At 64.5% G+C, this 25,092-nt stretch carries 28 protein-coding genes; 17 read left to right on the top strand and 11 right to left on the bottom strand.

All coding sequences use genetic code 11. The annotated features are described in order from the left end of the window. Window positions 1–43: 43 nt before the first annotated feature. Window positions 44–496 (bottom strand): PACE efflux transporter, encoded by a 453-nt coding sequence (locus AB1A62_RS09090; RefSeq protein WP_366661184.1) that lies wholly within the window; start codon window positions 494–496, stop codon window positions 44–46. A gap of 97 nt (window positions 497–593) precedes the next feature. Between AB1A62_RS09090 and AB1A62_RS09085 the strand changes: the two genes are divergently transcribed. Continuing rightward, entirely contained in the window at window positions 594–1,490 is an 897-nt protein-coding gene (locus AB1A62_RS09085; protein ID WP_366661183.1) for a LysR family transcriptional regulator, read from the top strand. 412 nt (window positions 1,491–1,902) lie between these two features. Here AB1A62_RS09085 and AB1A62_RS09080 read toward each other — a convergent pair whose 3' ends face one another. Continuing rightward, on the bottom strand, window positions 1,903–2,103 hold the full coding sequence (locus tag AB1A62_RS09080; RefSeq protein WP_366661182.1) for a hypothetical protein: 201 nt from the start codon (window positions 2,101–2,103) through the stop codon (window positions 1,903–1,905). Window positions 2,104–2,234: 131 nt separating this feature from the next. On the opposite strand from AB1A62_RS09080, the gene pheS reads away from it, so the two are divergent. Continuing rightward, complete coding sequence (pheS, locus tag AB1A62_RS09075) at window positions 2,235–3,308, top strand: phenylalanine--tRNA ligase subunit alpha (protein ID WP_366661181.1); 1,074 nt, start codon at window positions 2,235–2,237, stop codon at window positions 3,306–3,308. Continuing rightward, the gene (locus tag AB1A62_RS09070) at window positions 3,309–3,605 is read left to right on the top strand and encodes a hypothetical protein (RefSeq protein ID WP_366661180.1); all 297 of its coding nucleotides are present in this window, start codon (window positions 3,309–3,311) and stop codon (window positions 3,603–3,605) included. 176 nt (window positions 3,606–3,781) lie between these two features. Here AB1A62_RS09070 and AB1A62_RS09065 read toward each other — a convergent pair whose 3' ends face one another. Beyond that, the gene (locus AB1A62_RS09065) at window positions 3,782–4,906 is read right to left on the bottom strand and encodes a DUF2652 domain-containing protein (protein ID WP_366661179.1); all 1,125 of its coding nucleotides are present in this window, start codon (window positions 4,904–4,906) and stop codon (window positions 3,782–3,784) included. 157 nt (window positions 4,907–5,063) lie between these two features. On the opposite strand from AB1A62_RS09065, the gene AB1A62_RS09060 reads away from it, so the two are divergent. Together AB1A62_RS09060 and pheT are read left to right on the top strand one after the other, a co-directional pair. Beyond that, on the top strand, window positions 5,064–5,879 hold the full coding sequence (locus AB1A62_RS09060; protein ID WP_366661178.1) for a PHB depolymerase family esterase: 816 nt from the start codon (window positions 5,064–5,066) through the stop codon (window positions 5,877–5,879). An 89-nt stretch (window positions 5,880–5,968) separates the two neighbouring features. Next, window positions 5,969–8,365 carry a phenylalanine--tRNA ligase subunit beta gene (pheT, locus tag AB1A62_RS09055; RefSeq protein WP_366661177.1) on the top strand — a complete coding sequence of 799 codons (2,397 nt, stop codon included), beginning with the start codon at window positions 5,969–5,971 and terminating at the stop codon, window positions 8,363–8,365. Between the two features lie 91 nt (window positions 8,366–8,456). Here pheT and AB1A62_RS09050 read toward each other — a convergent pair whose 3' ends face one another. Next, window positions 8,457–9,335 carry a LysR family transcriptional regulator gene (locus tag AB1A62_RS09050; RefSeq protein WP_366661176.1) on the bottom strand — a complete coding sequence of 293 codons (879 nt, stop codon included), beginning with the start codon at window positions 9,333–9,335 and terminating at the stop codon, window positions 8,457–8,459. 87 nt (window positions 9,336–9,422) lie between these two features. Here AB1A62_RS09050 and AB1A62_RS09045 point away from each other — a divergent pair, with 87 nt between their 5' ends. The 5 genes from AB1A62_RS09045 to AB1A62_RS09025 all read left to right on the top strand — a co-directional run bounded on the left by AB1A62_RS09045 (window position 9,423) and on the right by AB1A62_RS09025 (window position 12,475). Beyond that, window positions 9,423–10,058: a methyltransferase domain-containing protein gene (locus AB1A62_RS09045; protein ID WP_366661175.1), complete on the top strand. Its 636-nt coding sequence runs from the start codon at window positions 9,423–9,425 to the stop codon at window positions 10,056–10,058. Between the two features lie 20 nt (window positions 10,059–10,078). Continuing rightward, a complete protein-coding gene (locus tag AB1A62_RS09040; protein ID WP_366661174.1) occupies window positions 10,079–10,768 on the top strand; it encodes a phosphoribosyltransferase family protein in 690 nt (229 codons plus the stop codon). Then, entirely contained in the window at window positions 10,759–11,208 is a 450-nt protein-coding gene (locus AB1A62_RS09035) for a YtoQ family protein (RefSeq protein ID WP_366661173.1), read from the top strand. The genes AB1A62_RS09040 and AB1A62_RS09035 overlap by 10 nt, the downstream gene beginning before the upstream one ends. Beyond that, a complete protein-coding gene (locus AB1A62_RS09030; protein WP_366661172.1) occupies window positions 11,205–11,735 on the top strand; it encodes a GNAT family N-acetyltransferase in 531 nt (176 codons plus the stop codon). Before AB1A62_RS09035 ends, AB1A62_RS09030 begins: the two co-directional genes overlap by 4 nt. Window positions 11,736–11,929: 194 nt before the next feature. Further along, entirely contained in the window at window positions 11,930–12,475 is a 546-nt protein-coding gene (locus tag AB1A62_RS09025; protein WP_366661171.1) for a hypothetical protein, read from the top strand. 75 nt (window positions 12,476–12,550) lie between these two features. Here AB1A62_RS09025 and AB1A62_RS09020 read toward each other — a convergent pair whose 3' ends face one another. The 3 genes from AB1A62_RS09020 to AB1A62_RS09010 form a co-directional block, all read right to left on the bottom strand. Then, window positions 12,551–13,357, bottom strand: a complete 807-nt coding sequence (locus AB1A62_RS09020; RefSeq protein ID WP_366661170.1) for a mechanosensitive ion channel domain-containing protein — start codon at window positions 13,355–13,357, stop codon at window positions 12,551–12,553. A 136-nt stretch (window positions 13,358–13,493) separates the two neighbouring features. Further along, the gene (locus AB1A62_RS09015) at window positions 13,494–14,396 is read right to left on the bottom strand and encodes a hypothetical protein (RefSeq protein ID WP_366661169.1); all 903 of its coding nucleotides are present in this window, start codon (window positions 14,394–14,396) and stop codon (window positions 13,494–13,496) included. Window positions 14,397–14,592: 196 nt separating this feature from the next. After that, a complete protein-coding gene (locus AB1A62_RS09010) occupies window positions 14,593–15,516 on the bottom strand; it encodes a hydrogen peroxide-inducible genes activator (RefSeq protein WP_366661168.1) in 924 nt (307 codons plus the stop codon). A gap of 73 nt (window positions 15,517–15,589) precedes the next feature. Between AB1A62_RS09010 and AB1A62_RS09005 the strand changes: the two genes are divergently transcribed. Beyond that, window positions 15,590–15,913: a YdcH family protein gene (locus tag AB1A62_RS09005; RefSeq protein WP_366661167.1), complete on the top strand. Its 324-nt coding sequence runs from the start codon at window positions 15,590–15,592 to the stop codon at window positions 15,911–15,913. Beyond that, on the top strand, window positions 15,910–16,101 hold the full coding sequence (locus tag AB1A62_RS09000) for a hypothetical protein (protein WP_366661166.1): 192 nt from the start codon (window positions 15,910–15,912) through the stop codon (window positions 16,099–16,101). Before AB1A62_RS09005 ends, AB1A62_RS09000 begins: the two co-directional genes overlap by 4 nt. A gap of 97 nt (window positions 16,102–16,198) precedes the next feature. On the opposite strand, the gene ald is transcribed toward AB1A62_RS09000, so the two are convergent. Beyond that, a complete protein-coding gene (ald, locus tag AB1A62_RS08995; protein WP_366661165.1) occupies window positions 16,199–17,317 on the bottom strand; it encodes an alanine dehydrogenase in 1,119 nt (372 codons plus the stop codon). A gap of 139 nt (window positions 17,318–17,456) precedes the next feature. Here ald and AB1A62_RS08990 point away from each other — a divergent pair, with 139 nt between their 5' ends. Then, window positions 17,457–17,915 (top strand): Lrp/AsnC family transcriptional regulator, encoded by a 459-nt coding sequence (locus AB1A62_RS08990; RefSeq protein ID WP_008556791.1) that lies wholly within the window; start codon window positions 17,457–17,459, stop codon window positions 17,913–17,915. Between the two features lie 68 nt (window positions 17,916–17,983). On the opposite strand, the gene AB1A62_RS08985 is transcribed toward AB1A62_RS08990, so the two are convergent. After that, window positions 17,984–18,823: a CPBP family intramembrane glutamic endopeptidase gene (locus AB1A62_RS08985; protein WP_366661164.1), complete on the bottom strand. Its 840-nt coding sequence runs from the start codon at window positions 18,821–18,823 to the stop codon at window positions 17,984–17,986. 193 nt (window positions 18,824–19,016) lie between these two features. Between AB1A62_RS08985 and ppk2 the strand changes: the two genes are divergently transcribed. Further along, window positions 19,017–19,934, top strand: coding sequence for a polyphosphate kinase 2 (ppk2, locus tag AB1A62_RS08980; protein WP_366661163.1), 918 nt, complete (start codon window positions 19,017–19,019; stop codon window positions 19,932–19,934). A gap of 67 nt (window positions 19,935–20,001) precedes the next feature. On the opposite strand, the gene AB1A62_RS08975 is transcribed toward ppk2, so the two are convergent. Further along, window positions 20,002–21,183, bottom strand: a complete 1,182-nt coding sequence (locus AB1A62_RS08975) for a CAP domain-containing protein (RefSeq protein ID WP_366661162.1) — start codon at window positions 21,181–21,183, stop codon at window positions 20,002–20,004. Window positions 21,184–21,974: 791 nt separating this feature from the next. Beyond that, complete coding sequence (rpsU, locus tag AB1A62_RS08970; RefSeq protein WP_005614280.1) at window positions 21,975–22,181, bottom strand: 30S ribosomal protein S21; 207 nt, start codon at window positions 22,179–22,181, stop codon at window positions 21,975–21,977. A 116-nt stretch (window positions 22,182–22,297) separates the two neighbouring features. On the opposite strand from rpsU, the gene AB1A62_RS08965 reads away from it, so the two are divergent. The 3 genes from AB1A62_RS08965 to AB1A62_RS08955 all read left to right on the top strand — a co-directional run bounded on the left by AB1A62_RS08965 (window position 22,298) and on the right by AB1A62_RS08955 (window position 25,087). Then, a complete protein-coding gene (locus AB1A62_RS08965) occupies window positions 22,298–22,999 on the top strand; it encodes a COQ9 family protein (RefSeq protein WP_366661161.1) in 702 nt (233 codons plus the stop codon). A gap of 151 nt (window positions 23,000–23,150) precedes the next feature. Then, window positions 23,151–23,966: a methyltransferase domain-containing protein gene (locus AB1A62_RS08960; RefSeq protein WP_366661160.1), complete on the top strand. Its 816-nt coding sequence runs from the start codon at window positions 23,151–23,153 to the stop codon at window positions 23,964–23,966. 137 nt (window positions 23,967–24,103) lie between these two features. After that, the gene (locus AB1A62_RS08955; RefSeq protein ID WP_366661159.1) at window positions 24,104–25,087 is read left to right on the top strand and encodes an NAD(P)H-quinone oxidoreductase; all 984 of its coding nucleotides are present in this window, start codon (window positions 24,104–24,106) and stop codon (window positions 25,085–25,087) included. Window positions 25,088–25,092: the final 5 nt, after the last annotated feature.

Below are 25,092 nucleotides of genomic sequence, written 5' to 3'. Positions count from 1 at the left end.
CCGCAAGTATAGCATAAAACCGGCGCCCTCGCCGGGCGGCGGGTCAGGAGCGGCCAGCCTCCGCTGGGGCAAGCGGGAACAGGCGGTCGTAGGCGAGGGTGAAGCCGTAGGTGTAGACCACCACGAAGGAGGTCACCGTCAGGTCGGTCGCCAGCGCCTGCCAGAGGCCGAGGTTCAGCCACCAGATGTAGACCGGCAGCGAGGTGATCAGCAGCGTCGCCTCGAACCCGATGGCGTGCAGCACCCGGCCCAGCGGCGAGCGGTCGCTGGAAACCCGTCCCGCCCTGGCGTCGGCTTGGTCGAAGAGCCAGTTGTAGAGAAGGTTCAGCAGCATTGCCTTCACGGACAGGAAGGCGCCCAAGAGGCCGATATCGCTGAGCGGCTTGTCAAAGAAGGCCGCGCCAACCGGCACCAGTGCCGCCATCAGCAGGATTTCGAAGCTGATGGTATAGCGCAGCCGGTCTTTTGCTGTACGCATTGCAACTTTGCCTGCCATTCCGTGCCTCCTTTTGCAGTCCGGGCGTTGCCTTTGTTCTACCCCTATTTCATGATGCTTCCAGTCAGTATGTATCTGAAAATATGATAGGTTGGCCATGATGTCTCCGGAAACCCTGCAGGCCTTTGTGCTGGCCGCTGAACTGGGCTCCTTCTCTGCCGCGGCGCGGCGGATGGGCAAGGCGCAGTCGGCAGTCTCAACCGCGATTGCCAATCTGGAGATCGACTGCGGGCTGCAGCTGTTTGACCGCAGCGGGCGCTCGCCGGTGCTGACAAAGGCGGGGCAGGAGATGCTGCCGCATGCGCGCGGGATCCTGCTGGGCCAGCGGGAGTTTGCCGCCAAGGCGGCGTCGATGGCAGAAGGGGTGGAAGACAGCCTGTGCCTGGCGGTGGAGCAGGGGCTGAACATGGCACCGCTGCTGGAGGCGCTGCGCGGCTTTGCCGAAGCCTATCCGCATGTGGCGCTGGAGATCCTGTCGGCCGGCCCCAATGACACCGCGGCGCTGCTGAAGGAGGGCCGCGCCGACCTGGGGCTGATGACGGAGCAGGAGAGCTACCCGGAGGGGTTCCAGTTCCGCGGTGTCGGCCACACGGTGGCAGTGCCGGTTTGCGGGCGGGATCACCCGCTGGCCGCCCTTGGCCCGCTCGCGCACCGCGATCTGCGGGCGCACCGGCAGCTGGTGCTGCAAAGCCGCTCGCAAGAGGCCCGCTGGCTGATCGGTGAGGTCTACAGCGCCTCTGTCTGGTGTGCGGAAAGCCCGGGTATGATTATCGAGCTGCTGCAGCAGGGGTTGGGCTGGGCCGAACTGCCGCTGCCCGCGGTGCAGCCGCATCTGGACAGCGGCGCCCTGGTGCGGCTGCGCTTTGGCTTCCAGCAGAGCGACGCGCTGGCGGGCGTGGACGTGGTCTGGACGTCGCAGCGGGTGCTGGGGCAGGCCGGGCAATGGCTGCAGCAGCACCTGTTGAGGCTGCCGCAGGAGGCGTGGCGGTGTTGAGGGGGGGGCGAACAGTTTGCGTGAGACTTCCAGTTCAACGAATGATTGAAACGTGAAAATGCGCCGCTGTCGCTGCCGCGGAACTTCCAGGAGTGTCCAACTGTACATGAATTTGCACAAACAGCTTTTTTTTCCGGTCTTTCTCATTGAGGAGACAGACGCAAACAAATTAACGGGCTTCAATATAGTGGAAGGACCGACTGGGTTTACAACTTGGACTCGGATCCCGGTCATCGGAAAATACTCCCGAGGTCAAGTGTTTGCCGCAGACGGAAAGATCTATTGGTACTGTGGTGAGAGCGGATATTTTCGTTTTAGCGAAAAGGTTTGCATGCTTTTGGAGATTTTGATGCTCCCTACGATCTTCTCCAAGATGTTTGAATCTCTTTTTTATCACGGACCCAAGCTGGCTTCAGTAGAAACCGTCGGACTTGTTGAGTTCAAATAAACAGTTTTGCTTGCCGTAAAACGATATGGTTCGAGCGATCTGGAGCAGCTTTTTGAGCTGGTCGAGCCCTGTGGGAGCTTTGAAGAGGTTATCAGAAGAATCGATTGGTGGAGGTTCCACGGTGGTCGTCGTGACGAGGATGGGCATCCGCTTGAGAGTTAGCACGCAGAAGATAACGCGCGCTGGAGTGAGTGTTGGCAAGGGCCGGCAACACACCCGCCCGCCATCCGTCCCCGCCCTCTTGCTTTCGCGCGCCCTTGTGGTAGCAGGGCACAAGCAGAATTCGAGGGGCCGTGATGGACGATCTTAAAGCCAAATACCTGGGTCAGATTGCAGAGGCCGCCGACGAGGCGGCGCTGGAGGCGATCCGCCTTGCCGCCGTTGGCAAGAAGGGCGAAGTGGCGCTGAAGATGCGCGAGCTGGGCAAGATGACCCCGGAAGAGCGCCAGGTGGCCGGCCCCGCGCTGAACGCGCTGAAGGATGAGATCAACTCGGCCCTCGTGGCCAAGAAGGCGGGTCTGGAAGATGCCGCTCTGGATGAGCGCCTGCGCACCGAGTGGCTGGACGTGACCCTGCCGTCGCGCCAGCAGCGCCAGGGCAGCCTGCATCCGATCAGCCAGGTCAGCGAAGAGATCACCGCGATCTTTGCCGAACTGGGATTTTCCGTTGCCGAAGGTCCGCGGATCGACACCGACTGGTACAACTTCGATGCGCTGAACATCCCCGGCCACCATCCGGCACGCGCCGAAATGGACACGTTCTATATGCACCGGGCCGAGGGCGACAACCGCCCGCCGCATGTGCTGCGCACCCATACCTCGCCCGTCCAGATCCGGTCGATGGAGAAGATGGGCGCGCCGCTGCGCATCATCTGCCCGGGCGGCGTCTACCGTGCAGACTATGACCAGACCCACACGCCGATGTTCCACCAGGTCGAAGGCCTGGCGCTGGACAAGGACATCTCGATGGCGAACCTCAAGTGGGTGCTGGAGGAATTCGTCAAATCCTTCTTCGAGGTGGACGACGTCGAGCTGCGCTTCCGCGCGTCGCACTTCCCCTTCACCGAGCCGTCGGCCGAAGTGGACATCCGCTGCTCCTGGGAGGGAGGTGCGCTGAAGATCGGCGAGGGCGACGACTGGATGGAGATCCTCGGCTCCGGCATGGTGCACCCCAAGGTGATCGCCGCGGGCGGCATTGACCCCGATATTTATCAGGGCTTTGCCTTTGGCATCGGCATCGACCGTTTGGCGATGCTGAAATACGGCATCCCCGACCTGCGCGCCTTCTTCGACAGCGACCTGCGCTGGCTGCGCCACTACGGTTTCCAGAGCCTCGACATGCCGGCGCTGCATGGCGGTTTGAGCCGGTAGGTGTACGTTATCAGCTTATACCTGTCGCGCTATGTGAGCTGGTGTAATGCGGTTTCTGAAACCACGCCCCGCTGGAAAATCAATCTGGCGGGGCTGTTGTTTTTTGTGGTGGCTGTTGTATTGATCTCTTTCGCGCCCGCAGAGATTTCTTTGCCCGTTGTATTCTTGGGGGGTGCCCCGGCCAGTCTGTTCTTTGACTTGGACCGGCGTTTGAGAAGGAAAAAGGCGCGCGAGATGCGTGCCGCCACAGCACAACTGCGCAAGACACAAAGTCTGCTCAAAGGCTTCAAACGCTAGACATTTTCTCTTCTGCCCGGCGAGCAGGCCTGGCAGAACCCGTCCAGCCGCCACGGGGTAGGGCTGCCCTGAAAGTTCAGTCATTAGCGCGGAGACAAGGCCGAAAGGCCGCCGCGCCATTGCCTGACCGCCCGCACGGGCAGGCGACAGCGCGCCCTGTGGCGCTTTCGTGATTTTCACGCTGCTGCTGCTGCGCCGCCCAGCCGTTCCCCCAGTGCCTTGATCTTGGAGATCCGGTTTTCCTTGTCCGGGATGATGAAGCCGCGGATCTTCCGGTTGACCATGCCGGCCATCAGCTTGCCCAATAGCTTTGGCGAGCGCGTCTTGGCATAGCGCAGCTTGACCAGGGTGCCGCCGCCGACTTCCTCCATCTCGATGGTTTCATACATCTGCAGGCCCATCGCCAGATTGTAGCGGCCGGTGACATATTCGCCTGGGTTCCAGTCCACCACCTCGTAGGGGAACAGCGCGTCGCCGTGGTAGCAGTGATAGAGCGTGCCCGGCTCAATCTTGCCCTTGTTGGTGTTCAACAGGTCCATCTTGTCGGCGCTGAGCCATTCCGTCCGCAGGTCCGGCCGGGTGCAGATGGTGAAGGCGATCTCGGGTGAAACGGGCAGCGGGATGATCCATTCGTCCAGCAGCAGGTCATCCGTGGCGCCGACAAAGCTGCGCTCGCTGGAGCGGCGGCGCTGCCAGGCAACGCGCATGTCGCGGACCACGTATTCGACCGGGCCGATATGTTCGATGTCCTCGCTGTGGAACTCGCTTTCATCGAAGAAATCGACCAGGTCCATCGCCCGGAGCGCATCGCAGGAGATCAGCGTATAGGCGGTGAGGCCGGTGCGTTCGGTGACCGAGTTCTTGAGCAGCCTGAAAGCGGTGATCACATCGGGGCCGGCCAGTTCATGCCTGCCTTGGGTGTCCTGCTCGATGCACTCGCCGTAATGCACCACCAGTTTCAGCTCCAGATCGCCGATCTTGCTGCAGGCGTCGCAGGTGCAGCCGGTATTGAGGATCATCTTCTCCTTCTCGCGGGCGAAGATGCAGTAGAGGCTTTCGGCAAAGTCGAGGATGAACTGCTTGGTCATCACCTCGCTTTCATAGGCATAGGCGAAGACCGCATCGCCCTGCAGGCCGGAGACCTGGAGCGGGGCGCGGATGGCGGGGAGGAGGCTGCCGAAGAGCGTGTCCAGGATGCCCTTGGAATGCTCCAGCGGGGTGCCGGTCATGAATTTGGTGTAGCCGGACAGGTCGGCAATGACGAAGAAGGTCTTCTGAACCCCGGAATGCTGAGCCGTCATCGGTGTCTCCCTGGCAGTGAGGAGGCCAGTATGCGACAGGTTGCGGAAATTTCAAAATCTTGGGGCGGAGCGGGTTTTCAGCGCGGGAAAAGGCCGCAGGCCGCCGCCCACAAACTTGTGACGTGACAGCTGCCGCGCGGCAGCTACCCTAGGGCGAATGATCCGAGCTGTTCTTTCCCTTTCCGCCGTCCTGCTGTGGGCTTCAGCCGCTGCAGCTATGGGGCCGCCGAAATCCGGCGGGTGCCAGGACGCAACACCCTGCGAACTGGGGGACCGCTCCTACCACGTGATGGAGCCGGAGGGCTGGGACGGAGTCTCGCCGCTGCCGGTGCTCTTGCATTTCCACGGCTGGTCCCGCACCGGGCGCCATGCCCAGAAAAGCAACCGGGTGGGGGTCTCGGCCAAGCGCCGCGGCGTGCTGCTGGTGACGCCGAACGGGCGGCGCAAGACCTGGGATTTCTGGTCGGCAGAGACAGAGGACGTGGGTTTTACCGACGCGGTGCTGGCGGACGTTGCCAAGCGTTACCCTGTTGATCCCGAACGCATTTATGTCTCCGGCTACTCCTATGGCTCGGCTATGGCCTGGCGGTATGTCTGCCACAGCGGCAATGATGTGGCGGCGCTCCTGGCGGTGGCGGGCACCATTCAGCAGAGCGAGGACTGCCCGGAAGCGCCGCGCGAGGTGCGGCATGTGCACGGTCTGAAGGATACGGTGATGGACTTCCCCTATGGCCCCGGCGGCGAGCGGACCTATCCGGTGGCGCTGTGGCGGGCGCGGCTGGGCTGCGGCGCGGCGCGGGCGCTGGGGCAGTGGCAGGTGGTGGAGTTCCTGAAACTGGAGCGCACGGTCTGGGCGGGCTGCGCCGGAGGGCAGGTGGTGCTGGACACCCATCCCGGTGGCCATTTCATCCCGCACGGCTGGATCGGGCGGCAATTGGATGAGCTTTTGAACCTCACTCCCAGCTATCCTTAGGCGCCGGTGTGCTGAACCCTTGAACCTTGGCGCATTCTTTGCCATTGCCTCAGGTCAAACACGCATGTCTGCCAAGGGGTCCCCGACCGATGAAATTCACGCTTTCCTGGCTGAAAGACCACCTCGACACCGATGCCTCGGTGGAAGAGATCACTGATGCCCTGACCGATCTGGGCCTTGAGGTCGAAGGGGTCGTCAATCCGGCGGACGCGCTGAAGGATTTTACCCTCGGCTATGTGAAACACGCCGAGAAGCACCCGGATGCTGACAAGCTGCGGGTCTGCAAAGTGGACACCGACGAGGGCGAGCTGCAGATCATCTGCGGCGCGCCGAATGCGCGCGAAGGCATCACCGTGGTGGTCTGCAAGCCGGGCATGTATATCCCCGGCCTCGACATCACCATCGGCGTCGGCAAGATCCGCGGCATCGAGAGCTTCGGCATGATGGCGTCCGAGCGCGAGCTGGAGCTGTCGGAAGAGCATGACGGCATCATCGAGCTGCCCTCGGGCGAGGTTGGCGACAAGTTCGTGGACTGGCTGGCGGAGAACGATCCGGCCAAGGTCGATCCGGTTATCGAGATTGCGATCACCCCGAACCGCCCCGATGCGCTGGGCGTCTACGGCATTGCCCGCGATCTGGCGGCGCGCGGCCTCGGCACCCTCAAGACCCGCGCGTTTGAGGCGATCCCGGGCGATTTCGCCAGCCCGGTCAAAGTCACCATCGACGAAGACACTCTGGACGGCTGCCCGCTGTTTGCGGGCCGGGTGATCAAGGGCGTGAAGAACGGCCCCAGCCCGCAGTGGCTGCAGGACCGGCTGAAGGCGATCGGCCTGCGCCCGATTTCGGCGCTGGTGGACATCACCAACTTCTTCACCTTCGATCAGAACCGCCCGCTGCATGTGTTCGACGCGGCCAAGGTCGCAGGCGACCTGCGGGTGCACCGTGCCCAGGGCGGCGAGACGCTGAAGGCGCTGGATGAAAAGGAATACACCTTCGGCGCCGGCCAGATGGTGATTTCCGACGCCAATGGCCCCGAGAGCATCGGCGGCATCATGGGCGGCGAAGAGACCGGCTGCACCGAGGAAACCGTGGATGTGTTCCTGGAGAGCGCGTTCTGGGATCACGTGCAAATCGCCATGGCGGGCCGGGCGCTCAAGATCAACTCCGACGCACGCTACCGCTTTGAGCGCGGCGTCGACCCGGAATACACCATCGAGGGCCTGCACCGGGCGACCCAGATGATCCTGGACCTGTGCGGCGGCGAGCCGTCCGAGGTGGTGATCGCGGGCGACGTGCCCGATCATTCGCGTGCCTACAAGCTGGACGCCGACCGGGTGCAGTCGCTGGTGGGGATGGAAATCCCGGAAAGCGACCAGCGCCAGACCCTGACCCGCCTGGGCTTCCGCCTGGAGGGCAGCATGGCGCATGTGCCCAGCTGGCGCCCGGATGTGCAGGGCGAGGCCGACCTGGTGGAAGAGGTCGCCCGTATCGCGTCGCTGACCAAGCTGGTGGGCAAGCCGCTGCCGCGGCTGACCGACGGCATCCCGAAACCGGTGATGACGCCGCAGCAGCGCCGCCAGCAGATGGCGCGCCGCACCTGCGCCAGCCTCGGCTATAATGAGGTCGTCAGCTACAGCTTCATCGACAAGGCCTCCGCTGCGCTGTTCGGCGGCGGTGACGATGCCACCATGCTGGCCAACCCGATCTCTTCCGAGATGTCGCACATGCGCCCCGATCTGCTGGCGGGCCTGCTGCAGGCTGCGGCCCGCAATCAGGCGCGCGGCTACATGGATCTGGCGCTGTTCGAGGCCGGCCCTGCCTTCACCGGCGGCGAACCGGGCGAGCAGGTCAATCAGATCGCGGGCCTCTTGGTGGGCCGCACCGGGCCGAAAGACGTGCATGGCGCCTCGCGCGCGGTGGACCTTTATGATGCCAAGGCCGACGTTGAGGCGGTGCTGGCCGCCATCGGCGCGCCCGCCAAGGTGCAAATCCTGCGCGAAGGCGCCGCCTGGTGGCACCCGGGCCGCCATGGCCGCATCTGCCTGGGGCCGAAGAAGACCCTCGGCGTTTTTGGCGAGCTGCACCCGAAGGTGCTGAAAGCGATGGGCATCAAGGGCGCGGCTGTTGCCTTCACCATTTTCCCGGATGAGGTGCCGCTGCCGCGCAAATCCGGGGCCACCCGCCCGGCGCTGGCGATCAGCGACCTGCAGTCGGTGGAGCGGGACTTTGCCTTTGTGGTCGATGCCGATGTCGAGGCGCTGACCCTGGTCAATGCCGCCGCCGGTGCCGACAAGGCGCTGATCGAGGACGTGCGCGTCTTTGACGAATTCATCGGCGGCTCCCTGGGCGAGGGCAAGAAGTCGCTGGCGATCACCGTGCGGCTGCAGCCCAGCGACAAGACGCTGAAGGAAAAGGACATCGAGGCGGTGAGCGAGAAGATCATCGCCAAGGTGGCGAAGGCCACCGGCGGCACCCTGCGCGGGTAACGGCGGTTCCAAGGCTTTTTTGAAAAGCCTTGGCAAAAGTTTTCAGAAAACTTTTGGGCAGCGCACCCTGCGGGGCGCTGCCCTTTTCATGTCACCTGGCAGAGAAGAACTCCGCCAGCAGGTCGAACACCAGCCGGATGCGGCGGCTGGTGTGCAGTTCGCGGTGGGTGGTGAGCCAGACCGGGAAGGTGATGGCATCGCTGCCGGGCAGCACACGCTCCACCTCCGGCGCGGCGGCCGCGACCTCATCAGACATCGGGGTGATGCCGAACCCCTGCCGGACCAGTTCCCAGCACACCAGGCCGCTGTTGGAACCGATGCGGAAGTTCTCCGCGGTGACGGGGATTCCCATCGGCACCAGGTAGCCGATCATCCGCTCGGTGTCGCCGAAGCTGACAAAATCATGGTTTCCCAAATCCGCAAGGGAAGACGGGCGGCCGCGCCGGTCCAGGTAGGTCCTGGCAGCATAAAAATGCCCGGCCGCCTCCTGCACCAGCCGGGCGATCAGTTCGGGCTGCTCCGGGCGGACGTGGCGGATGGCGATATCGGCCTCGCGCCGCATCAGGTCGCGGATGTCATTGGCGGCCACCACGTCGACGGTAAGGTTGGGCGCCCGCTGGCGCAGCTGCTGCAGCAGGGGCGGCAGCACATGGGCGGACATCACATCCGAGGCGGTGATGCGCACCGTGCCCTCGATCGATTGCGCCTGGCCGCTGGCGGCCAGGGCCAGCGCATCTGCGGCCTCGCCCATTCTGCGGCTGTGGGCGCGCAGCTCATGCCCTGCTTCGGTCAGCGCCAGCGAGCGGCCAAGGCGTTCGAACAGCAGCACGCCCAGTTCCGCCTCCAGTGCCGCGACCTGGCGCGACAGCGTCGGCTGCGTCAGGCCAAGCTGCCGCGCGGCGGCCGACAGCGAGCCGGTTTCAGCGGTGGCGAGAAAGGCGCGGATGTGGTTCCAGTCGGGTGCATTCATGCAAATACGTATATCAGCCTTGCGGATTTCGGCAATTTATCCGTGGTTCCTGCATAGGTAGGGTTTGCGCAACCAAGGAGATCCGCCATGACCGCCGACGCCCGCTTTTGGAACAAGATCGCCCCGAAGTACGCCAAATCAAAGATCCGCGACGAAGACGCCTACCGCTACACGCTGGAGCGGACACGGTCTTACCTCAAGGCGGACGACAATGTGCTGGAACTGGGCTGCGGCACCGGCTCCACCGCGATCGAGCTGGCACCGGGCGTGGCCAGGATCACCGCAACCGATCTGTCGGAGGCGATGCTGGAGGTCGGCCGCGAGCGGGCCTGGAATGCGGGCACGGCCAACATCGAATTCCACTGCTGCAGCGCCGGGCAGGCGCCGGAGGGCCCGTTTGACGCGGTGCTGGCGCATAACCTGCTGCATCTGCTGCCTGATCTGGAGCAGGTTCTGGATGGCGTCTCCGCGCGGCTGCGGCCTGGCGGGCTGTTCATCTCCAAGACGCCCTGCCTGGGCGAGAAGCGGGGCAGCTGGAAATACTGGCTGTTCACGGTGGCCATTCCGCTGATGCGGCTGGCGGGGAAGGCGCCCAGCTTTGTGGACTTCATGGACATCCGCAAGCTGGAGGCGGCGGTGCAGGCGGCCGGGTTCGAGATCATCGAAACCGGCAACTACCCGGCGGACACGCCGGGGCGCTATCTGGTGGCGCGGCGGCGCTGAGTTTTGCCTTTGCCCCATCCGTGCTAGCTTACGGGGTGGAGGCTGACATGTTCGAGGACCGGATTTCCGCCGGGCTTCAGCTGGCCGGAAAACTGGCTGAACTGCCGATGACGGATCCCGTGGTGCTGGCGCTGCCGCGGGGCGGCGTGCCTGTGGCGCTGCCGATTGCGCAGAAACTGCGCGCGCCCCTGGACCTGATCCTGATCCGCAAGATCGGCATGCCCTCCAACCCGGAGCTGGCGGCAGGCGCCCTGGCCGAGGGCAGCAATCCCATATTCAACGGTGCGCTCTTGCAGGCCACCGGCATGAAGCCGGAGGATTTTGCCGCACAGGTGGCCCAGGCGCGGGAGGAAAACGCCGCCCGCCGCGCCAGCTATTTGCAAGGGCGCGATCCGGTGGAGCTGGAAGGCCGCACCGTCATCGTGGTGGATGACGGGATCGCCACGGGCGCGACCTTCATGGCGGCGCATTTCTGGCTCAAGGAGCGTAAGCCGGCGGCGGTGATCCTGGCGGTTCCTGTCGCGCCGCCGGAAGCGGTGGACGAACTGCGCCCGCTGGTAGATACTCTGGTCTGCCTGCTGAGCCCCAGGGACTTCTGGGCGGTCGGCGCGCATTACAGGGATTTTACGCAAACCAGCGATGACGAGGTCATGGCCGCCCTGGCCGCGGCCCCGGAAGCTGGCGCAGGAAAGGACACGAAGTGGCATTGAACGTTTACCTCTCGGGCGAGATTCACACCGACTGGCGGGAGCAGATCATCGACGGCGCAAAGGGGCTGGAAGTGAGCTTCAGCGCGCCGGTGACCGACCACGACGCCAGCGACGATTGCGGCGTGGCGGTGCTGGGCGCCGAGGAGAGCAAGTACTGGCACGACCACAAGGGCGCGATGGTCAATGCGATCCGCACCCGCAAGGGGATTGCGGACGCGGACGTCGTGGTGGTGCGCTTCGGCGACAAGTACAAGCAGTGGAACGCGGCCTTTGATGCGGGCTATGCCGCGGCGCTGGGCAAGTCGATCATCGTCCTGAGCCCGCCGGAGCATCAGCATGCGCTGAAAGAGGTCCACGCCGCCGCGCTGGCGGTGGCAGAGGAGCCGCGCCAGGTGGTTGAGATCCTCACCTATGTGCTGACCGGCAAGCTGCCTGCATGACAGCTCCGGCGCTTGAGACCGAGCGGCTGATCCTGCGCCCGCACGGGGTGCAGGATTTCGACGCCGTGGCGGCGCTTTGGGCGGCGCCGGAGGTGGTGCGTTTCATTTCCGGCACGCCCTCGACGCCAGAGGAAAGCTGGACCCGGCTGCTGCGCTACATCGGCCATTGGCAGGCGCTGGGATACGGCTACTGGGCGGTCACCCTGCGCGACAGCGGCCGGTTCATCGGCGAGGTGGGCTTTGCCGATTACCAGCGCAGCATGGAGCCGCCGCTGGCAGGCATTCCGGAAGCGGGCTGGGTGCTGTCGCCCGAGGTGCACGGGCAGGGCATCGCCACCGAGGCGGTCGGCCGCATCCACCGATGGGCGGCAGAGGCGACGGACTGGGCGGAAACCGCCTGCATCTTCGACCCGGCCCACACGGTGTCGCATAGGGTGGCGGTCAAACTGGGCTATGCGCCTGCGGGCGAGGCCCTGTACCGGGGCAACCCCACGCTGGTCATGAAACGGGCCATTTCCCGGCGCTGAGTCCGCGGCGCCTGGCAGGGTGTGCTGAAAGTCTTCGCGCGTTCAGCGGCTTGGGGGCCCATTCCCCCTGCAGGAAGCCGCGCCGCTTCGGCCCCCTTCAACGCTTCTTTAACGGGCGGCGGTCTAGTCTGCCGGTGACACCCGAACATTAAAAGGCACTGTTCTCCCCAGAGGGCAGTGTTCAGGACTGCCTTATGAAGAACCGCCGCCGCCCTGCCGCGCAAGTTACCCCGCTGATTGAGGATGCGGGGCTGTTCAAGTGCGAGGTGCGCGAGGTGCCGGTAGAGCTGGTGCCGGTGTTCAGCCGCAACAACCGCGGCGACCTGGTGGTAAAGGGGATCGTGCAGCCGAACACCGAGGTCGAGGTGGTGTTTGCCGGCCGCCGCCTGCGCGAGGCTGCGAGCCTGGTCGAGCGGATGAAGAAACTGCGTATGCAGGGGGCGCGGGCGGCCCTGAACGGCCACGAGGCAATGAACCAGATCAGCCGGCTGCGCCTGCCGGTGCGGGTGCGCGGCACCTGGCGGCTGCGGTTCGAGCCGGATGCCTCCGGCTGGGAAATGAAGAGCTACCAGCTGATCGCCGCGCAATGGGCCTTTACCGACCTCGAGGGGTATACCGTGCTTTGCGGCTGGCCGCCGGTTGAAGCGGAGGACAGGGTGCAGGACCGTGCCCGGGAAGCGCGGGCGCGGCAGGCGGCCGCCAAGGCGGCACAGGCGGCCCGGCAGGCCCCGGAGGCGTGAACGCCCCGCCGCAGGCGGGGCGCCGGACCCAACGGGATGCGGCCCCGATAGGGGCCAAAGACGGGCGGGAGCGCCTCAGCCCGCCTTCTTGATTTCCACAGAATGCGGATAGGGGATGGAGATGCCCTGGGCGTCAAAGGCCTCTTTCACGCCCTGGGTCAGGGCGAATTTCAGCTCCCAGTAGTCCTCCGCCTTGCACCAGACCCGCGCGGTCAGGTCGACCGAGCTGTCGCCCAGGTTGGTCACCCGCACCCAGGGCTCCGGGTCCTGCAGCACCCGGGCGTCGCCGTTGGCCTGGGCCAGGATGATCGCCTTGGCGGTGTCGGCGTTGTCGCCGTAGTCGATGCCGAACACCATGTCGACGCGGCGGGTCGGGTGGTGCGAGAAATTGGTGATGACCGAGCCCCAGGCCTGGCCGTTGGGAACGATGATCTGCACGTTGTCCGGCGTCGCCAGTTCGGTCACGAACAGGTTCACGTCCTTCACCGTGCCAGAGGTGCCGCCGATGTCGACATACTGGCCGATCTTGTAGGGGCGGAACAGGACCAGCATGAAACCCGCCGCCAGGTCGCTGAGCGTGCCCTGCAGCGCCAGGCCGATCGCCAGGGTGGCGGCGCCCAGCATCGCAACCAGGCTGGTGGCCTCGATCCCGAAGATATTGAGGATGGCGACCAGCACCACCGCCAGCAGCGCCCAGCGGATCATGCTGGCGGCGAAATTGCCGAGGGTGGGGTCGATCTGCGGCGTCTTGTTGATGCGGTTGCGCACCGCGGCGCTGATCCAGCCGGTGGCGATCCAGCCGAGGATCAGAACCACCAGCGCCTTGACGCCTGCCACCAGCAGCGGCCACAGCGCGCCGGCCTGTTCAATCAGTTGTTCCATATCCGCTGTCCCTATTCGCGTTTTTTGTGCGCCGGACTGTCGTGCAAGAGAGCAGCTGTGGCAATAGCGCGCGGCGGGGAAAGATCGGGCGGCTGCGGCTCAACTTGCAGGGGAGCCGCGCCGCCCGCTCTGCGGGTCAGGCCAGATCGAAGTCTTCCAGCTCCAGGTCCTCCCCGGCCTCCGGGCCGGGCTCTGCGTGGCCGTCCAGGCTCAGCGCTGCCATCAGGTCATGGCCTGCCAGATCGCCGGCGCCATCAAGGGCATCGTCGTAGGCCGCCAGCAGATCGTCCGCACTTTGGAAGCCGCCCTCCGGCGCGTCGATGCGGAACAGCTCTTCCTGCGCGCCATCCGCGCCAGTACCGTAAAAGACAACGGATTGAGCGGCTGACAGGTCGCCGCCGATGTCGTCCGACAGGAAGTGGGACAGGTAGTTGTCGAAAGTGGGTTCGGTGCCCTCGGGCAGGGCCGGGATGCTGTAGGGGTTCGGGTCCGGTTCTTCGGCCAGCATGAAAGTGCCTCCCAGCGGGTCGCCGGACTCCGAGAACACCTCGCCGAAGAAGACTTTCTCATAGGTGGGGTCTTCCGGATCCTCCGGTTCTTCCGGCTCTTCCGGCTCCTCCGGGTCGCCGCTCACCCCTTTGATGGAGCCCGCGTCATTGGTGGTGGAGGTGGCGCGGATGCCGAAGATATCGATCTCGTCGAGGCTGGCGATATCCAGGGAGACCGTCATCGTGTCGCCGGTCTGCAGGTAGGTTTCCTTGTCCTCGCCCTCCGGCCCCAGGCCGGGATCGCTCAGCTGGGTGGCTTCGTCCCATTGCACCTTTTCGCCGTCCAGGCTGGCGCCGTTCAGGTTCAGCGGGCCGCTCAAGGACTCGCTGGAGCCGGAGAAGTCATCATCGCCGAAATAGATGGCGTTCACATCCATGGCGCCTTCATCGACGGTGATATCGGCAAAGAATTCGCCGTTTTCCTCATAAACGGTGACGGTATAGGCAAGGCCGTCCACCGCGTAGGTAAAGATCTTGGAGCTTTCAGGCATGAAATCTGCTTTCACTGGTGACCGGGCAGAGGGGGCAGCTTTGCCTTGCCGGCCGAAATGATCCAGGCAAACTGCAAGTTGGCAGCGCGCCACGGTGCGGACAGGAAAGAGGGTGGGCGCGCCGCATTTTTGACAAATTTTACTTAAGGTAAAAAGAGTGCAGCCGCAATCCTGCCCGGGGATCCGGAGGGCGCGGCTACAGAAAAGCCTTTCCGGCAAACTCTTTTGCGATCACGCCGCGTATGAACTCCGCCAGCTTGAGGAAGCTGGCCGGTGTGCCGCTTGACCGCCGCCAGGCCAGGCCGGCCTGCCGGTACAGCCCGGGCTTCATCTGTGTGATGGCGACGTCGCCCTCGCCGGGTTTGACCTCGGAGCCGGCGTAGAGCGCGGGCAGCAGCGTCATGCCCATTCCAAGCGATACCATCTGGCGCAGCGCGTCCAGGCTGGTGCCTTCGAAATCGTCGCGCAGGCGGGCACCGGAGGCGGCGCAAAGCTCGGACACCTGACGGCTGAGCATATATGACGAATTCAGGCTGATCAGGTTTTCGCCCGCCAAATCCATCTTCTTGACATGGTCGCGGCCTGCCAAACGGTGTTCCCGCGGAACGGCCAGATACAGCGGCTCCCGGAACAGGAACTTGTGGCTGACATCGTCCCTGGCGATTGGCAGCTGGGTCAGGACAAGATCGTGTTTTCCGGCCAGCAGGTCCTCGGTCATTTCACGCGGTGTTCCGTCCCGAATGACAAGCTTCAGGTCCGGATAGGCCGTGTGCAGCTGCCTGAGCACCCTGGGCAGCAGGTACGGGCCGATGGTCGGCGAGGACCCCAGGTGCAGAGTGCCCGTGAGCCTGTTTTCAGACGGGCCGCTGATCCGATAGAGCTTTTCGACATCCTGCAGGATCTTTTCGGCCTGCGCTGCGACCTCCCGGCCCTCAGGCGTCAGAATCAGGCCGCTGCGCCGTCTTTCTGCCAGGCGGGTGCCAAGCGTCTCCTCCAGCGCGTTAATCTGCAGGCTGAGCGAGGGCTGGCTGATGCCAAGCTGGCGCGCAGCGTTGCGGTACTGCAGCGATTTGCTGAGCACGCTGAAGTAGCGGAGCTGGCGCAAGGTTATGGCAGTCAAAGGATCCTCTCTGAGCCGTTGGATAGGAAAAACCAATCTTTTTACAAAGTAAGATTGGCTTCTAGCGAGGGCAATGCCTGCCTATCTGAAAACCGGGTCACCGATACACACAGCCCAAAGCACAGGAAAAGGAGGTAAATTGATGAAAGACAGTCACCGGGTAAAGGCGTTTTCTCTCCAGGTACGGCTGGCGCAGCTGCGTTTGAAGCATCAGGACGTGAAGGCGAAAATTGCGACTGAGCTAAAGCGGCCCGCACCGTGCAGCCTGATCCTGCGCGGGCTGAAATTGCGGCGTCTGCAGATCAAGGACGAAATGGTGCGCTGCCTGGCGCTGCTGCGGCATCATGGGCTGGGGCGGCTGTCGCCGCAGCACCGCGGTTCAGGAGAGCCGGCATGATCCTGCATTCTGATCTGCGGCATCCTGGAAGGCGGTTTATGCACAGCGCCGACCTTGACGACATGCGTGCGGCAATTCTCGATGACGAGGACGACGATGACGGCCCCGATGGCGGCAGTCCGCATGTGAGCGTCAAGACACGCCGCCGGGCGGTTCTTGTTGCCCGGATCGGCGCCGGCAGGGTCTGAGGGCCGCAGGCCCAAGCCGCCAAGCCTGGCAGCGCCGCCTCGCAAGAAGAAGCCCCGCCGAAGGGCGGGGCTTCTGTCTATTCCGCTGTAAAGCGGCTTACTGCTTGAGCGCCAGTTTCGGCGACAGCACGTCCATGCCCAGGGCCTCGCCGACCGCGTAGTAGGTCAGCTGGCCGGCGTGCACGTTCAGTCCGTTCAGCAGGTGCGGGTCGTCCTCGCAGGCCTGGCGCCAGCCTTTGTTGGCAAGGTTCAGCATGAAGGGCATGGTGGCGTTGCCCAGGGCCTGGGTCGAGGTGCGCGCCACGGCGCCCGGCATGTTGGCCACGCAGTAGTGCATGATGCCGTCGACCTCATAGATCGGGTCGGCGTGGGTGGTCGCTTTGGAGGTCTCGAAGCAGCCGCCCTGGTCGATGGCGACGTCCACCAGAACCGCGCCCGGCTTCATCTCGGACAGCTGCGCGCGGGACACCAGTTTCGGGGCTGCGGCACCGGGGACCAGAACCGCACCGATCACCATGTCGGCTTCGCGCACCAGCTCAGCGGTGGCGCCGGCGGTGGAGTACTGGTTCTTGAAGGTGCGGCCGAAGACGTCGTCCAGATACTTCAGGCGGGTCAGCGAGCGGTCGAGGATGGTGACATCCGCGCCCATGCCGGCCGCGATCTTGGCTGCGTGGGTGCCGACGACGCCGCCGCCGATCACCACCACCTTGGCCGGGGCCACGCCGGGCACGCCGCCCATCAGCACGCCGCGGCCGCCGTTGGCCTTCTGCAGGGTCCAGCTGCCGACCTGCGGCGCCAGGCGGCCGGCCACTTCCGACATCGGCGCCAGCAGCGGCAGGCCGCCGCGGTCGTCGGTTACGGTCTCGTAAGCGATTGCGGTACAACCGCTTTCCAGCAGGTCCTTGGTCTGCTCCGGATCGGGTGCCAGGTGCAGGTAGGTGAACAGCAGCTGGTTTTCACGCAGCATCTTGCGCTCAACCGCCTGCGGCTCCTTCACCTTGACGATCATGTCGGCGGTGGCAAAGATTTCCTCGGCGGTGTCCAGGATCACGGCACCGGCGGCGGCATAGTCCTCGTCGGTGAAGCCTGCGCCCATGCCGGCGCCTTGCTGGATGACAACCTCATGGCCGCGCAGAACGGCCTCGCGGGCGGCGTCCGGGGTCATGCCGACGCGGAATTCCTGCGGTTTGATTTCGGTGGGGCAGCCGATTTTCATGTGAGTATCTCCTCAAAACTCTCTGCAGACATTTTGACGCAGGCAGCCCGAAATGTGCTTCTTTTTTGGGCGGAATAAAAACATGGCTTTCGAAGATTCTTCGCGTATAACGGCAAAACACAGCAAGGATCTTCGCAAAATGTCGCTGGACGAAACAGATCGTCGCATTCTCTCGGTGCTGCAAAAGCAGGGCCGCATCTCCAACGCCGACCTGTCGGAGCGGGTGAACTTGTCGGCCTCGGCCTGCCACAGGCGGGTGCAGCGGCTGGAGGCGGAAGGGTATATCCGCGATTATGTCGCGCTCCTGGACGCGCGCAAGATGAACGTGCCGTCGACGGTGTTTGTGGAGATCACACTGTCCGGCCAGGCGGATGAGGTGCTGGACGCGTTCGAGAAAGCGGTGTCGCGGATTCCGGACGTGCTGGAGTGCCATCTGATGGCAGGGACGGCGGATTACATCCTTAAGGTGGTGGCGGAGAACACCGAGGATTTCGCCCGCATCCACCGCCAGCACCTGGCGCGGCTGCCGGGGGTGGCGCAGATGCAGTCGAGCTTTGCTTTGCGCACGGTGTTCAAGACCACGGCGCTGCCGGTCTGAGGCGGGATTCCGGGGGTGTCCCGCGTGCACCCCCTGTGCACCCCCTGTGCACCGGGCGGTGCCGGACCCTAGGCCGGACCGGGGTAGGTGAACAGCAGGAAGTGGCCGAGGTTGAAGGCAAAGTGCATCAGCACCGGCACGTGAAACCGGCCTGCTCCCCAATACCCGAGCCCGCAGGCCAGTCCCAGCAGCGCGGCGAATGCGGCCACCGCGGGGCCGGCGCCGACGTGGGCGAGGCCGAACAGCAGGCTGGCGGCGGCGATGCCTGCCGCCGGGCCGAAGCGGCGGCTGAGACCCTGCTGCAGGTAGCCGCGGAAGAAGGCTTCCTCTGCCAGGCAGGTGAGCAGCAGGTTCGACGCCATCCACAGGAGCGCCCAGTCCGGCAAGCCGGGTTCCAGCCGCAGCGCGCCGGTCAGCAGGGCCAGCGGCAGCAGCGCGGCGAGGAGCAGCAGGCCGGAGAGCAAGGCGGCCTTGCTTGCCGGATCATTGCGCTGCAGCAGCGCGGGCCAGGCGAGCAGCAGGGCAAAGAACACCATCGGCTTGTCGAGGTTCAGGTGCAGGGAGTACGGCGCGCTGGCGGGACCGGCCTGCACCTGGTCGAGGATCAGCAGGTTCTGCACTCCCGGAACCAGATGCGCGCCAAGCGCCAGCGACCACAGCACCAGCACCGCGTGGGCGATGAGCGCGGCCGGGCCGCGGGTGCGGGGGAGGAAGGCGGCAAACAGCAGGCCGGCGGCCAGCGCCGTCAGCGCCAGCGGCGTCAGATGCCCGAGAGCAACCGCGGCCCCGGCAAAAGCTGCAAGCATGGCACAGGCCAGCCCGCGGCTCCCGGCCCAGCCGGCAGCCAGCGCCGCCATCAGGATCAGCCAGGGCCAGGTCTGGGGCAGGGAGTTCAGAACAAAGCTCATGGCCTGCACATAATCCGCTCATCCGGCGGTTTTCCAGCCGGTTGTGCGGGCCGCCTGCGGCTTTTGCGCTTGAACCTGCCCGGGAATTCCGATTGCCTTAAAGGAAGCTGCAGGCGGGCGGGTGACATCACTCCGTCACATGCCACCGCTAAAAGGCAGCATTTGCACCAGCTGACAAGGAAGGAACCCGCCCGTGACCCGCGAATTTGAGACCGCCTCCCTCGACTGGCTGGAAGCGGAGCTGCAGGACACGCTGGACGAGGACATCGAGATCGAGTTCGCCGAGCCGATGCTGAGCCAGGAGATCCGCAAGATCTACCGCGAGCAGCACCCGGAGATGCTCGACCGGCAGGTCTATTTCCGCAACCTGCTGCGGCTGCAGGCGGAACTGATCAAGGTGCAGGACTGGGTGCAGCACACCGGCGCCAAGGTCTGCATCCTGTTCGAGGGCCGCGACGCGGCGGGCAAGGGCGGGGTGATCAAGCGGATCACCCAGCGGCTGGACCCGCGGGTGGCGCGGGTGGTGGCGCTGCCGGCGCCGAACCGCCGCGAGCAGAGCCAGTGGTATTTCCAGCGCTATGTGCCGCATCTGCCCGCGGGCGGCGAGATCGTGCTGTTCGACCGCTCCTGGTACAACCGGGCGGGTGTTGAGCGGGTGATGGGCTTTGCCACGGAAGACCAGGTTGAGCAGTTCTTCCAGGATATTCCCGAATTCGAGCGGATGCTGGTGCGGTCGGGCATCATCCTGCTGAAATACTGGTTCTCGATCACCGACGAGGAGCAGCAGTTGCGGTTCATGATGCGCATTCACGATCCGATGAAACAGTGGAAGCTGTCACCGATGGATCTGGAGAGCCGGATCCGCTGGGAGCAGTATACCAAGGCCAAGGAAGAAATGCTGGAGCGCACCAACATCGCGGAGGCGCCGTGGTATATCATTGAGGGGAATGACAAGAAGCGCGAGCGGCTGAACTGCATCGAGCACCTGTTGACCAAGATCCCTTATGAAGAAGTGCAGCACGAGAAGGTCGAGCTGCCGGACCGCAAGTACAATCCGGACTATGAGCGCCAGGTGCTGCCGGATGAGCTCTATGTGCCGAAGATCTACTGAGGGCTGACGGAAATGCAGAAAGGGGCGTGCCGCGGCACGCCCCTTTCTTGTTTGCCCGGTGGGAGTATCAGAACAGGAAGTCGCCGGAGTTCAGCTGCTGTTCTGTAATGCCGGCCAGCAGCATGGTGTCACCGTCGGTGTCGGTGATCAGCAGGCCGTTTGCAGTCTGGCTGACGTGGTTGTTCATCAGATCGTTGTAGCTGGTGATGCCGTTGGCATTGCCGAGGTCGATCCGTTCGCCGCTGGAGTAAGGGTTGAAGTCGGTGACGGTGTCGGCGCCGCTGCTGAAGATGAACAGATCGCCGTGGCCGTTGCCGGTCATCTCGTCGTCGCCGCTGCCGCCATGCAGGGTGTCCATGCCGCTACCGCCGCGCAGCTTGTCATTGCCGGAGCCGCCCCACAGCGTGTCGTTGCCGGCGCTGCCGTTCAGGACGTCGTTGCCGCCGCCGCCCCTGAGCTGGTCATTGCCGCCGCCCGCGCCGACGTAGTCATTGCCGCCGTTTCCGGCGAGCCGGTCGGACCCGCCGTTGCCCAGCACCGTATCACGCCCGTTGCCGCCGAAGATCAAATCGCTCTGGGTGCCGCCTTGCAGGCTGTCATTGCCGCCCCGGCCATAAACAGTGTCGTTGCCGTCGCTGCCCATCAGGGTGTCGGCACCGCCGCTGCCGGTCAGCGAATCATTACCGCCCAGGCCGTCCAGGGTGCCGGCGCTGCCCAGGGTCAGGACATCGTTGCCGGCGGTTGCGCCGCTGCCGTTGCCGCCGTCCGAACCGCCGGAGTCGCCGGACCCGGTGTCGAGCTGCAGAGGCGCGCTGGTCCTGGCGAAGTTCTGGGTGACCATCACGGCATCCCAGCCATTGAAGTTGCCCTGTTCGATGCCGATGCCGATCACTTCGACATCGGGGCTCAGGATGTTGGCGCGGTGTCCGGGGCTGTTCATCAGCGAATTGTGCAGGTCGATCACGTCATCGGCCAGGCCGGGGTCGCCGCGTTCGCTTTGCCAGGCGATGTTTTCCGCCCAGGTCCAGCTGCCCGAGAACACAAAGCCGGCATCTGCCATCCGGTCGCCGGCGCTGGAGCCGCCAACGCCGGTGTGGGAAAACACATCCTGCTGCAGCATCCATTCGCTGTGGTCTTCGGAAGAATCGTTGAGCCGCAACTCCAGCTGGACCGGGTTGAGACCGCGCGAAGTGCGCTCGGCGTTGATCAGCTCGAGCATCTGCCGCTCGAGAACGCTTGCCTGTGACATCGTTAACTGCTCCATAAGTGTGCCGGACCTCCGGCGGTGCGCCATCCGGTTAAAGGAAATTGTTTGGGCCGGAAGTCGGAGGGGGCGGTTTTGCGGGTTTACGGCGGAGCTCTGCCCGTTGAGCGGCGGATGGTACGCGGATTTCTGCGCGTTTTGCCGGTTTGGACCGTTGCGGCCGCGCCACGGAGGGCGGCGGCAATTGTCCGCTGCCTTGCCGGCCACTTGACGGGCGGCGGGGGATTCGCCTCGGCGCGGCGGCAGCAGGCAGTGCGGCGGGGACGGAATCAGGGGTCTGAAACGGTCCGGACGCCGCCGGGGGGGGCAGCGTCCGGTAATATTGGAAACCCGGGAGAGACGAGCCTTGTTTGCAGGGACCAAGACCAGCGCCGGTAAAAGGGGGGTAGCGCCGCCTGCCCAAGGTTTCGGGAAACCGGGTGTTCCAAGCCCGGCCGGCGGGGCAATGGTTAGGGAAACGCAACTGACTTGCCCTGCCGTGATCTCTGTATAGCAGAGTGTCGCGCGAAAATACACCCTAAAGGTGTAATTCTAATCAATTCGCGATCGTTGCATGCATCCCTTTGAGGCAGGACCGGGCCGCCCTGGAGCAGGACTACCCCAACGGGGTGCCCCAAATGACAAACCCCCGGGCGGGGCCGCGGGGGTCGTCTGAACGTATGTTCCGGCGGATCCGGGGATCTGCCTTAGTGCTGTCCAAAGCTGGAGAGCCAGGTCTGTTTGCCGCGCAGCTTGATCCGAAAACCGGTATCCACTTTTCGGGCTGCGCTTGGTGCTTACAGCAGACCTTCGCGCTGGGCTTTCTTGCGTGCCAGTTTACGGGCACGGCGGATCGCTTCAGCTTTCTCGCGCGCTTTTTTCTCGGACGGCTTCTCGAAATGTTGCTTGAGCTTCATTTCGCGGAAGACGCCTTCACGCTGCAGCTTTTTCTTCAGGGCACGGAGCGCCTGATCGACGTTGTTGTCGCGAACACTAACCTGCATGTGGTTTTCACCACCTTTCTAAGTTGAGTTGCAAGGATTTGCAGGAAGTGGCCATATAGCAAAGCGCGCAAATTTTGTCTAGTAGGGTGTCAGCACGCTGCAAGCGGGAGGGTGAGATGAGTGAAAGCCACGATCACGCACAGGACGATATCAAGGACAAACTGCTGGAGGCGGCGCTGAATCATGTGCCGTTTGACGGCTGGTCGGAGGTGACCTTCCGCGCCGCCTGCCAGGATGCGGATGTGCCGGAGGTGCTGGCCCATGCGGTCTGCCCGCGCGGCGGCGTCGATCTGGCGCTGGCCTTTCACGCCCGCGGCGATTCGCGGATGCTGGAACGGCTGCAGGCAGAGGACCTGTCGGGCATGCGGTTCCGCGACAAGGTGGCGGCGGCGGTGCGGTTCCGGCTGGAAGCGGTCGAGGACAAGGAAGCGGTGCGCCGCGGCACCACGCTGCTGGCGCTGCCGCAATATGCCGGCGACGGCGTCAAGGCGATCTGGAACACCTGCGACCTGATCTGGGACACGCTGGGCGACGGCTCCGACGACCTGAACTGGTACACCAAGCGCGCGTCGCTGGCCGGCGTCTATTCCGCCACCGTTCTGTACTGGCTGGGCGACGACAGCCTGGAGCATCAGGCGACCTGGGATTTCCTGGAGCGGCGCATTGATAATGTGATGGACTTCGAGAAGCTGAAAGCCGGCCTGCAGAAGAACCCGCTGCTGAAACCTCTGCTGGTGGGGCCGAACTGGCTGGCCGAGCAGATCAAGCCGCCGAAGGCGCGCGATGACCTGCCGGGGTCGGTTGATCCGCGGCGGTAGCGCGGCCGGCTGGGCCGGTTCGCTGCTTCCCGCTGGATGAGAGGTCCGGTTCGCCTGCCCGCAAGCACCGGGTGTGGACAGAATGCTGATGTGATTCCAGAATTGATGCCAAGTTCCCTTTACTTGGTATTCCGGTTGGAGAGGAAACACGATGGCGGACATCTTTCAGTCGCTTGATCAGCTCGACAGTGAAAAATTGCAGATGGTCGTGGACCGCCTGGAGTACCGGGGAACCTATCCGCCATTTGCCGCCATGCGGGAGCGGTACTTCGGCCGGCTGCCGCTGGAGCAGTGCCGCGAGGTGCTCGACATGGGGTGCGGGACCGGCGTTGTCACGCGGGCCCTGGCGGCAAGACTTGCGGACGGGGCCAATCTGACAGGGACCGACTTTTCTGCAGAGCTGATCGGGGTGGCCCGGCGGCTGGCTGCCGAGGAGGGTCTTGACGGCCGGATCTCATTTGACGTTGCCGATAGCCACGGCACCGAGGCAAATCAGGACCAGTACGACCTCGTTGTGCTGCATACGCTGCTCAGCCACGTCACTAGCCCTGCACAGGTGTTGAAGGAGGCTGCCCGTGTCACTGCGCCCGGTGGCCATGTGGTGGTCTTTGACGGCGACTATGCCTCGATCACATTCGGCGCAGGCGATCCGGCTCTGAATGACGAAGCGCTGCAGGCCTTGCTGAAAACCGTTGTTGCCCACCCGCGGGCGATGCGCCAGTTTCCAGAACTGGTTGCCGAGTCGGGCCTGGAACTGGCGGATTTCCTGCCTGAGATTCTGGCTGAGGCCGGCAAGGCGGAGTTCTTCGAGAGCATGCTGGACAGCTACAGGCCCGCGATGGTGGCGGCGGGGCATATCAGCGAAGCCGCTGCGCGGCAGTGGTCGGAGACGCATCACGCCGCTTCAGAAGCGGGAACCTTTTTCGGCTCCTGCAACTTCGTGTCCTACATCCTGCGCAAGCCCTGACAAAGGGGAAACCGCCCCGCTGATGCACGGCCCCGGACCGGGCTGTCCGCAAAGCGCGCCAACTGCGGCGCCTTTGCTGTTTGCGCCCCCCTTTCCGGATGCTAGGCAGGTGGCAAGGATCAGGAGGACAAATTCCGATGACAGAGATGATGCGCGCGGTGGAGATCACGAAACCCGGCGGGCCGGAGGTGCTGCAGCTGACGCAGCGCCCGGTGCCGCAGCCGGGCCACGGCGAGGTGGTGATCAAGGTGGCCTATGCCGGTGTGAACCGCCCCGATGCGCTGCAGCGCGCCGGTGCTTATGATCCGCCCAAGGGCGCCAGCGACCTGCCGGGGCTGGAAGCCTCGGGCGAGGTGGTGGCCGTAGGCGCGGGCGTCAGCGGTATTGCGGCGGGCGACCAGGTCTGCGCGCTGCTGCCGGGCGGCGGTTATGCGGAGTACGTGGCAACGCCGGCGGCGCACTGCCTGCCGGTGCCTGCGGGGCTGGACCTGAAACAGGCGGCCTGCCTGCCGGAGACCTTCTTTACTGTCTGGTCGAACGTGTTCACCCGCGGGGGCTTGAAGGCCGGGGAGCGGTTCCTGGTGCATGGCGGCTCGTCCGGCATCGGCACCACCGCGATCCAGCTGGCCAAGGCGTTCGGGGCGCGGGTGTTCGCGACCGCGGGATCGGATGAGAAATGCCAGGCCTGCCTGGACCTGGGCGCGGAGCGGGCGATCAACTACCGCGACGAGGATTTCGTCAAGGTGCTGCGGGACGAGGGCGGCGCCGATCTGGTGCTGGACATGGTTGGCGGCGATTACATCCCGCGCAATGTCAAAGCGATGGCCGAGGACGGGCGGCTGGTGCAGATCGCCTTTCTGCAGGGGCCGAAGGTGGAGCTGAACTTTGCCCTGATGATGGTCAAGCGGCTGACGCTGACCGGCTCGACCCTGCGTCCGCAAAGCGATCTGGCCAAGGCGCAGATTGCGCAGGATCTGCGCGAGGCGGTCTGGCCGCTGTTGGAAGCAGGCAAGGTCGCTCCGGTGATGGACAGCGAATTTGCGCTGGAGGAGGCAGCCGCGGCGCACGCCCGGATGGAAAGCTCCGGCCATATCGGCAAGATTGTCCTGAAAGTGGGCTGAGACGC

This window comes from Leisingera sp. JC11 (assembly GCF_040704725.1).
GTDB lineage: Bacteria > Pseudomonadota > Alphaproteobacteria > Rhodobacterales > Rhodobacteraceae > Leisingera.
Note: the sequence above shows the minus strand (reverse complement) of the source record. Positions and strands in the feature narration are given on the sequence as shown.

Excerpts from the sequence above, each read along its gene's own strand:
- AB1A62_RS08990 (WP_008556791.1), top strand. The coding sequence starts at position 17,457 with ATGTCGCTGGACGAAACAGATCGTCGCATTCTCTCGGTGCTGCAAAAG.
- AB1A62_RS08985 (WP_366661164.1), bottom strand. The coding sequence starts at position 18,823 with ATGAGCTTTGTTCTGAACTCCCTGCCCCAGACCTGGCCCTGGCTGATC.
- AB1A62_RS09090 (WP_366661184.1), bottom strand. The coding sequence starts at position 496 with ATGGCAGGCAAAGTTGCAATGCGTACAGCAAAAGACCGGCTGCGCTAT.
- AB1A62_RS09005 (WP_366661167.1), top strand. The coding sequence starts at position 15,590 with ATGCCTGCCTATCTGAAAACCGGGTCACCGATACACACAGCCCAAAGC.
- rpsU (WP_005614280.1), bottom strand. The coding sequence starts at position 22,181 with ATGCAGGTTAGTGTTCGCGACAACAACGTCGATCAGGCGCTCCGTGCC.
- AB1A62_RS09000 (WP_366661166.1), top strand. The coding sequence starts at position 15,910 with ATGATCCTGCATTCTGATCTGCGGCATCCTGGAAGGCGGTTTATGCAC.
- AB1A62_RS09060 (WP_366661178.1), top strand. The coding sequence starts at position 5,064 with ATGATCCGAGCTGTTCTTTCCCTTTCCGCCGTCCTGCTGTGGGCTTCA.
- AB1A62_RS09045 (WP_366661175.1), top strand. The coding sequence starts at position 9,423 with ATGACCGCCGACGCCCGCTTTTGGAACAAGATCGCCCCGAAGTACGCC.
- AB1A62_RS09030 (WP_366661172.1), top strand. The coding sequence starts at position 11,205 with ATGACAGCTCCGGCGCTTGAGACCGAGCGGCTGATCCTGCGCCCGCAC.
- pheS (WP_366661181.1), top strand. The coding sequence starts at position 2,235 with ATGGACGATCTTAAAGCCAAATACCTGGGTCAGATTGCAGAGGCCGCC.
- AB1A62_RS09050 (WP_366661176.1), bottom strand. The coding sequence starts at position 9,335 with ATGAATGCACCCGACTGGAACCACATCCGCGCCTTTCTCGCCACCGCT.
- ald (WP_366661165.1), bottom strand. The coding sequence starts at position 17,317 with ATGAAAATCGGCTGCCCCACCGAAATCAAACCGCAGGAATTCCGCGTC.
- AB1A62_RS08955 (WP_366661159.1), top strand. The coding sequence starts at position 24,104 with ATGACAGAGATGATGCGCGCGGTGGAGATCACGAAACCCGGCGGGCCG.
- AB1A62_RS09065 (WP_366661179.1), bottom strand. The coding sequence starts at position 4,906 with ATGACGGCTCAGCATTCCGGGGTTCAGAAGACCTTCTTCGTCATTGCC.
- AB1A62_RS09025 (WP_366661171.1), top strand. The coding sequence starts at position 11,930 with ATGAAGAACCGCCGCCGCCCTGCCGCGCAAGTTACCCCGCTGATTGAG.
- AB1A62_RS09020 (WP_366661170.1), bottom strand. The coding sequence starts at position 13,357 with ATGGAACAACTGATTGAACAGGCCGGCGCGCTGTGGCCGCTGCTGGTG.
- AB1A62_RS09015 (WP_366661169.1), bottom strand. The coding sequence starts at position 14,396 with ATGCCTGAAAGCTCCAAGATCTTTACCTACGCGGTGGACGGCCTTGCC.
- AB1A62_RS08975 (WP_366661162.1), bottom strand. The coding sequence starts at position 21,183 with ATGTCACAGGCAAGCGTTCTCGAGCGGCAGATGCTCGAGCTGATCAAC.
- AB1A62_RS09085 (WP_366661183.1), top strand. The coding sequence starts at position 594 with ATGATGTCTCCGGAAACCCTGCAGGCCTTTGTGCTGGCCGCTGAACTG.
- AB1A62_RS08965 (WP_366661161.1), top strand. The coding sequence starts at position 22,298 with ATGAGTGAAAGCCACGATCACGCACAGGACGATATCAAGGACAAACTG.
- AB1A62_RS08960 (WP_366661160.1), top strand. The coding sequence starts at position 23,151 with ATGGCGGACATCTTTCAGTCGCTTGATCAGCTCGACAGTGAAAAATTG.
- pheT (WP_366661177.1), top strand. The coding sequence starts at position 5,969 with ATGAAATTCACGCTTTCCTGGCTGAAAGACCACCTCGACACCGATGCC.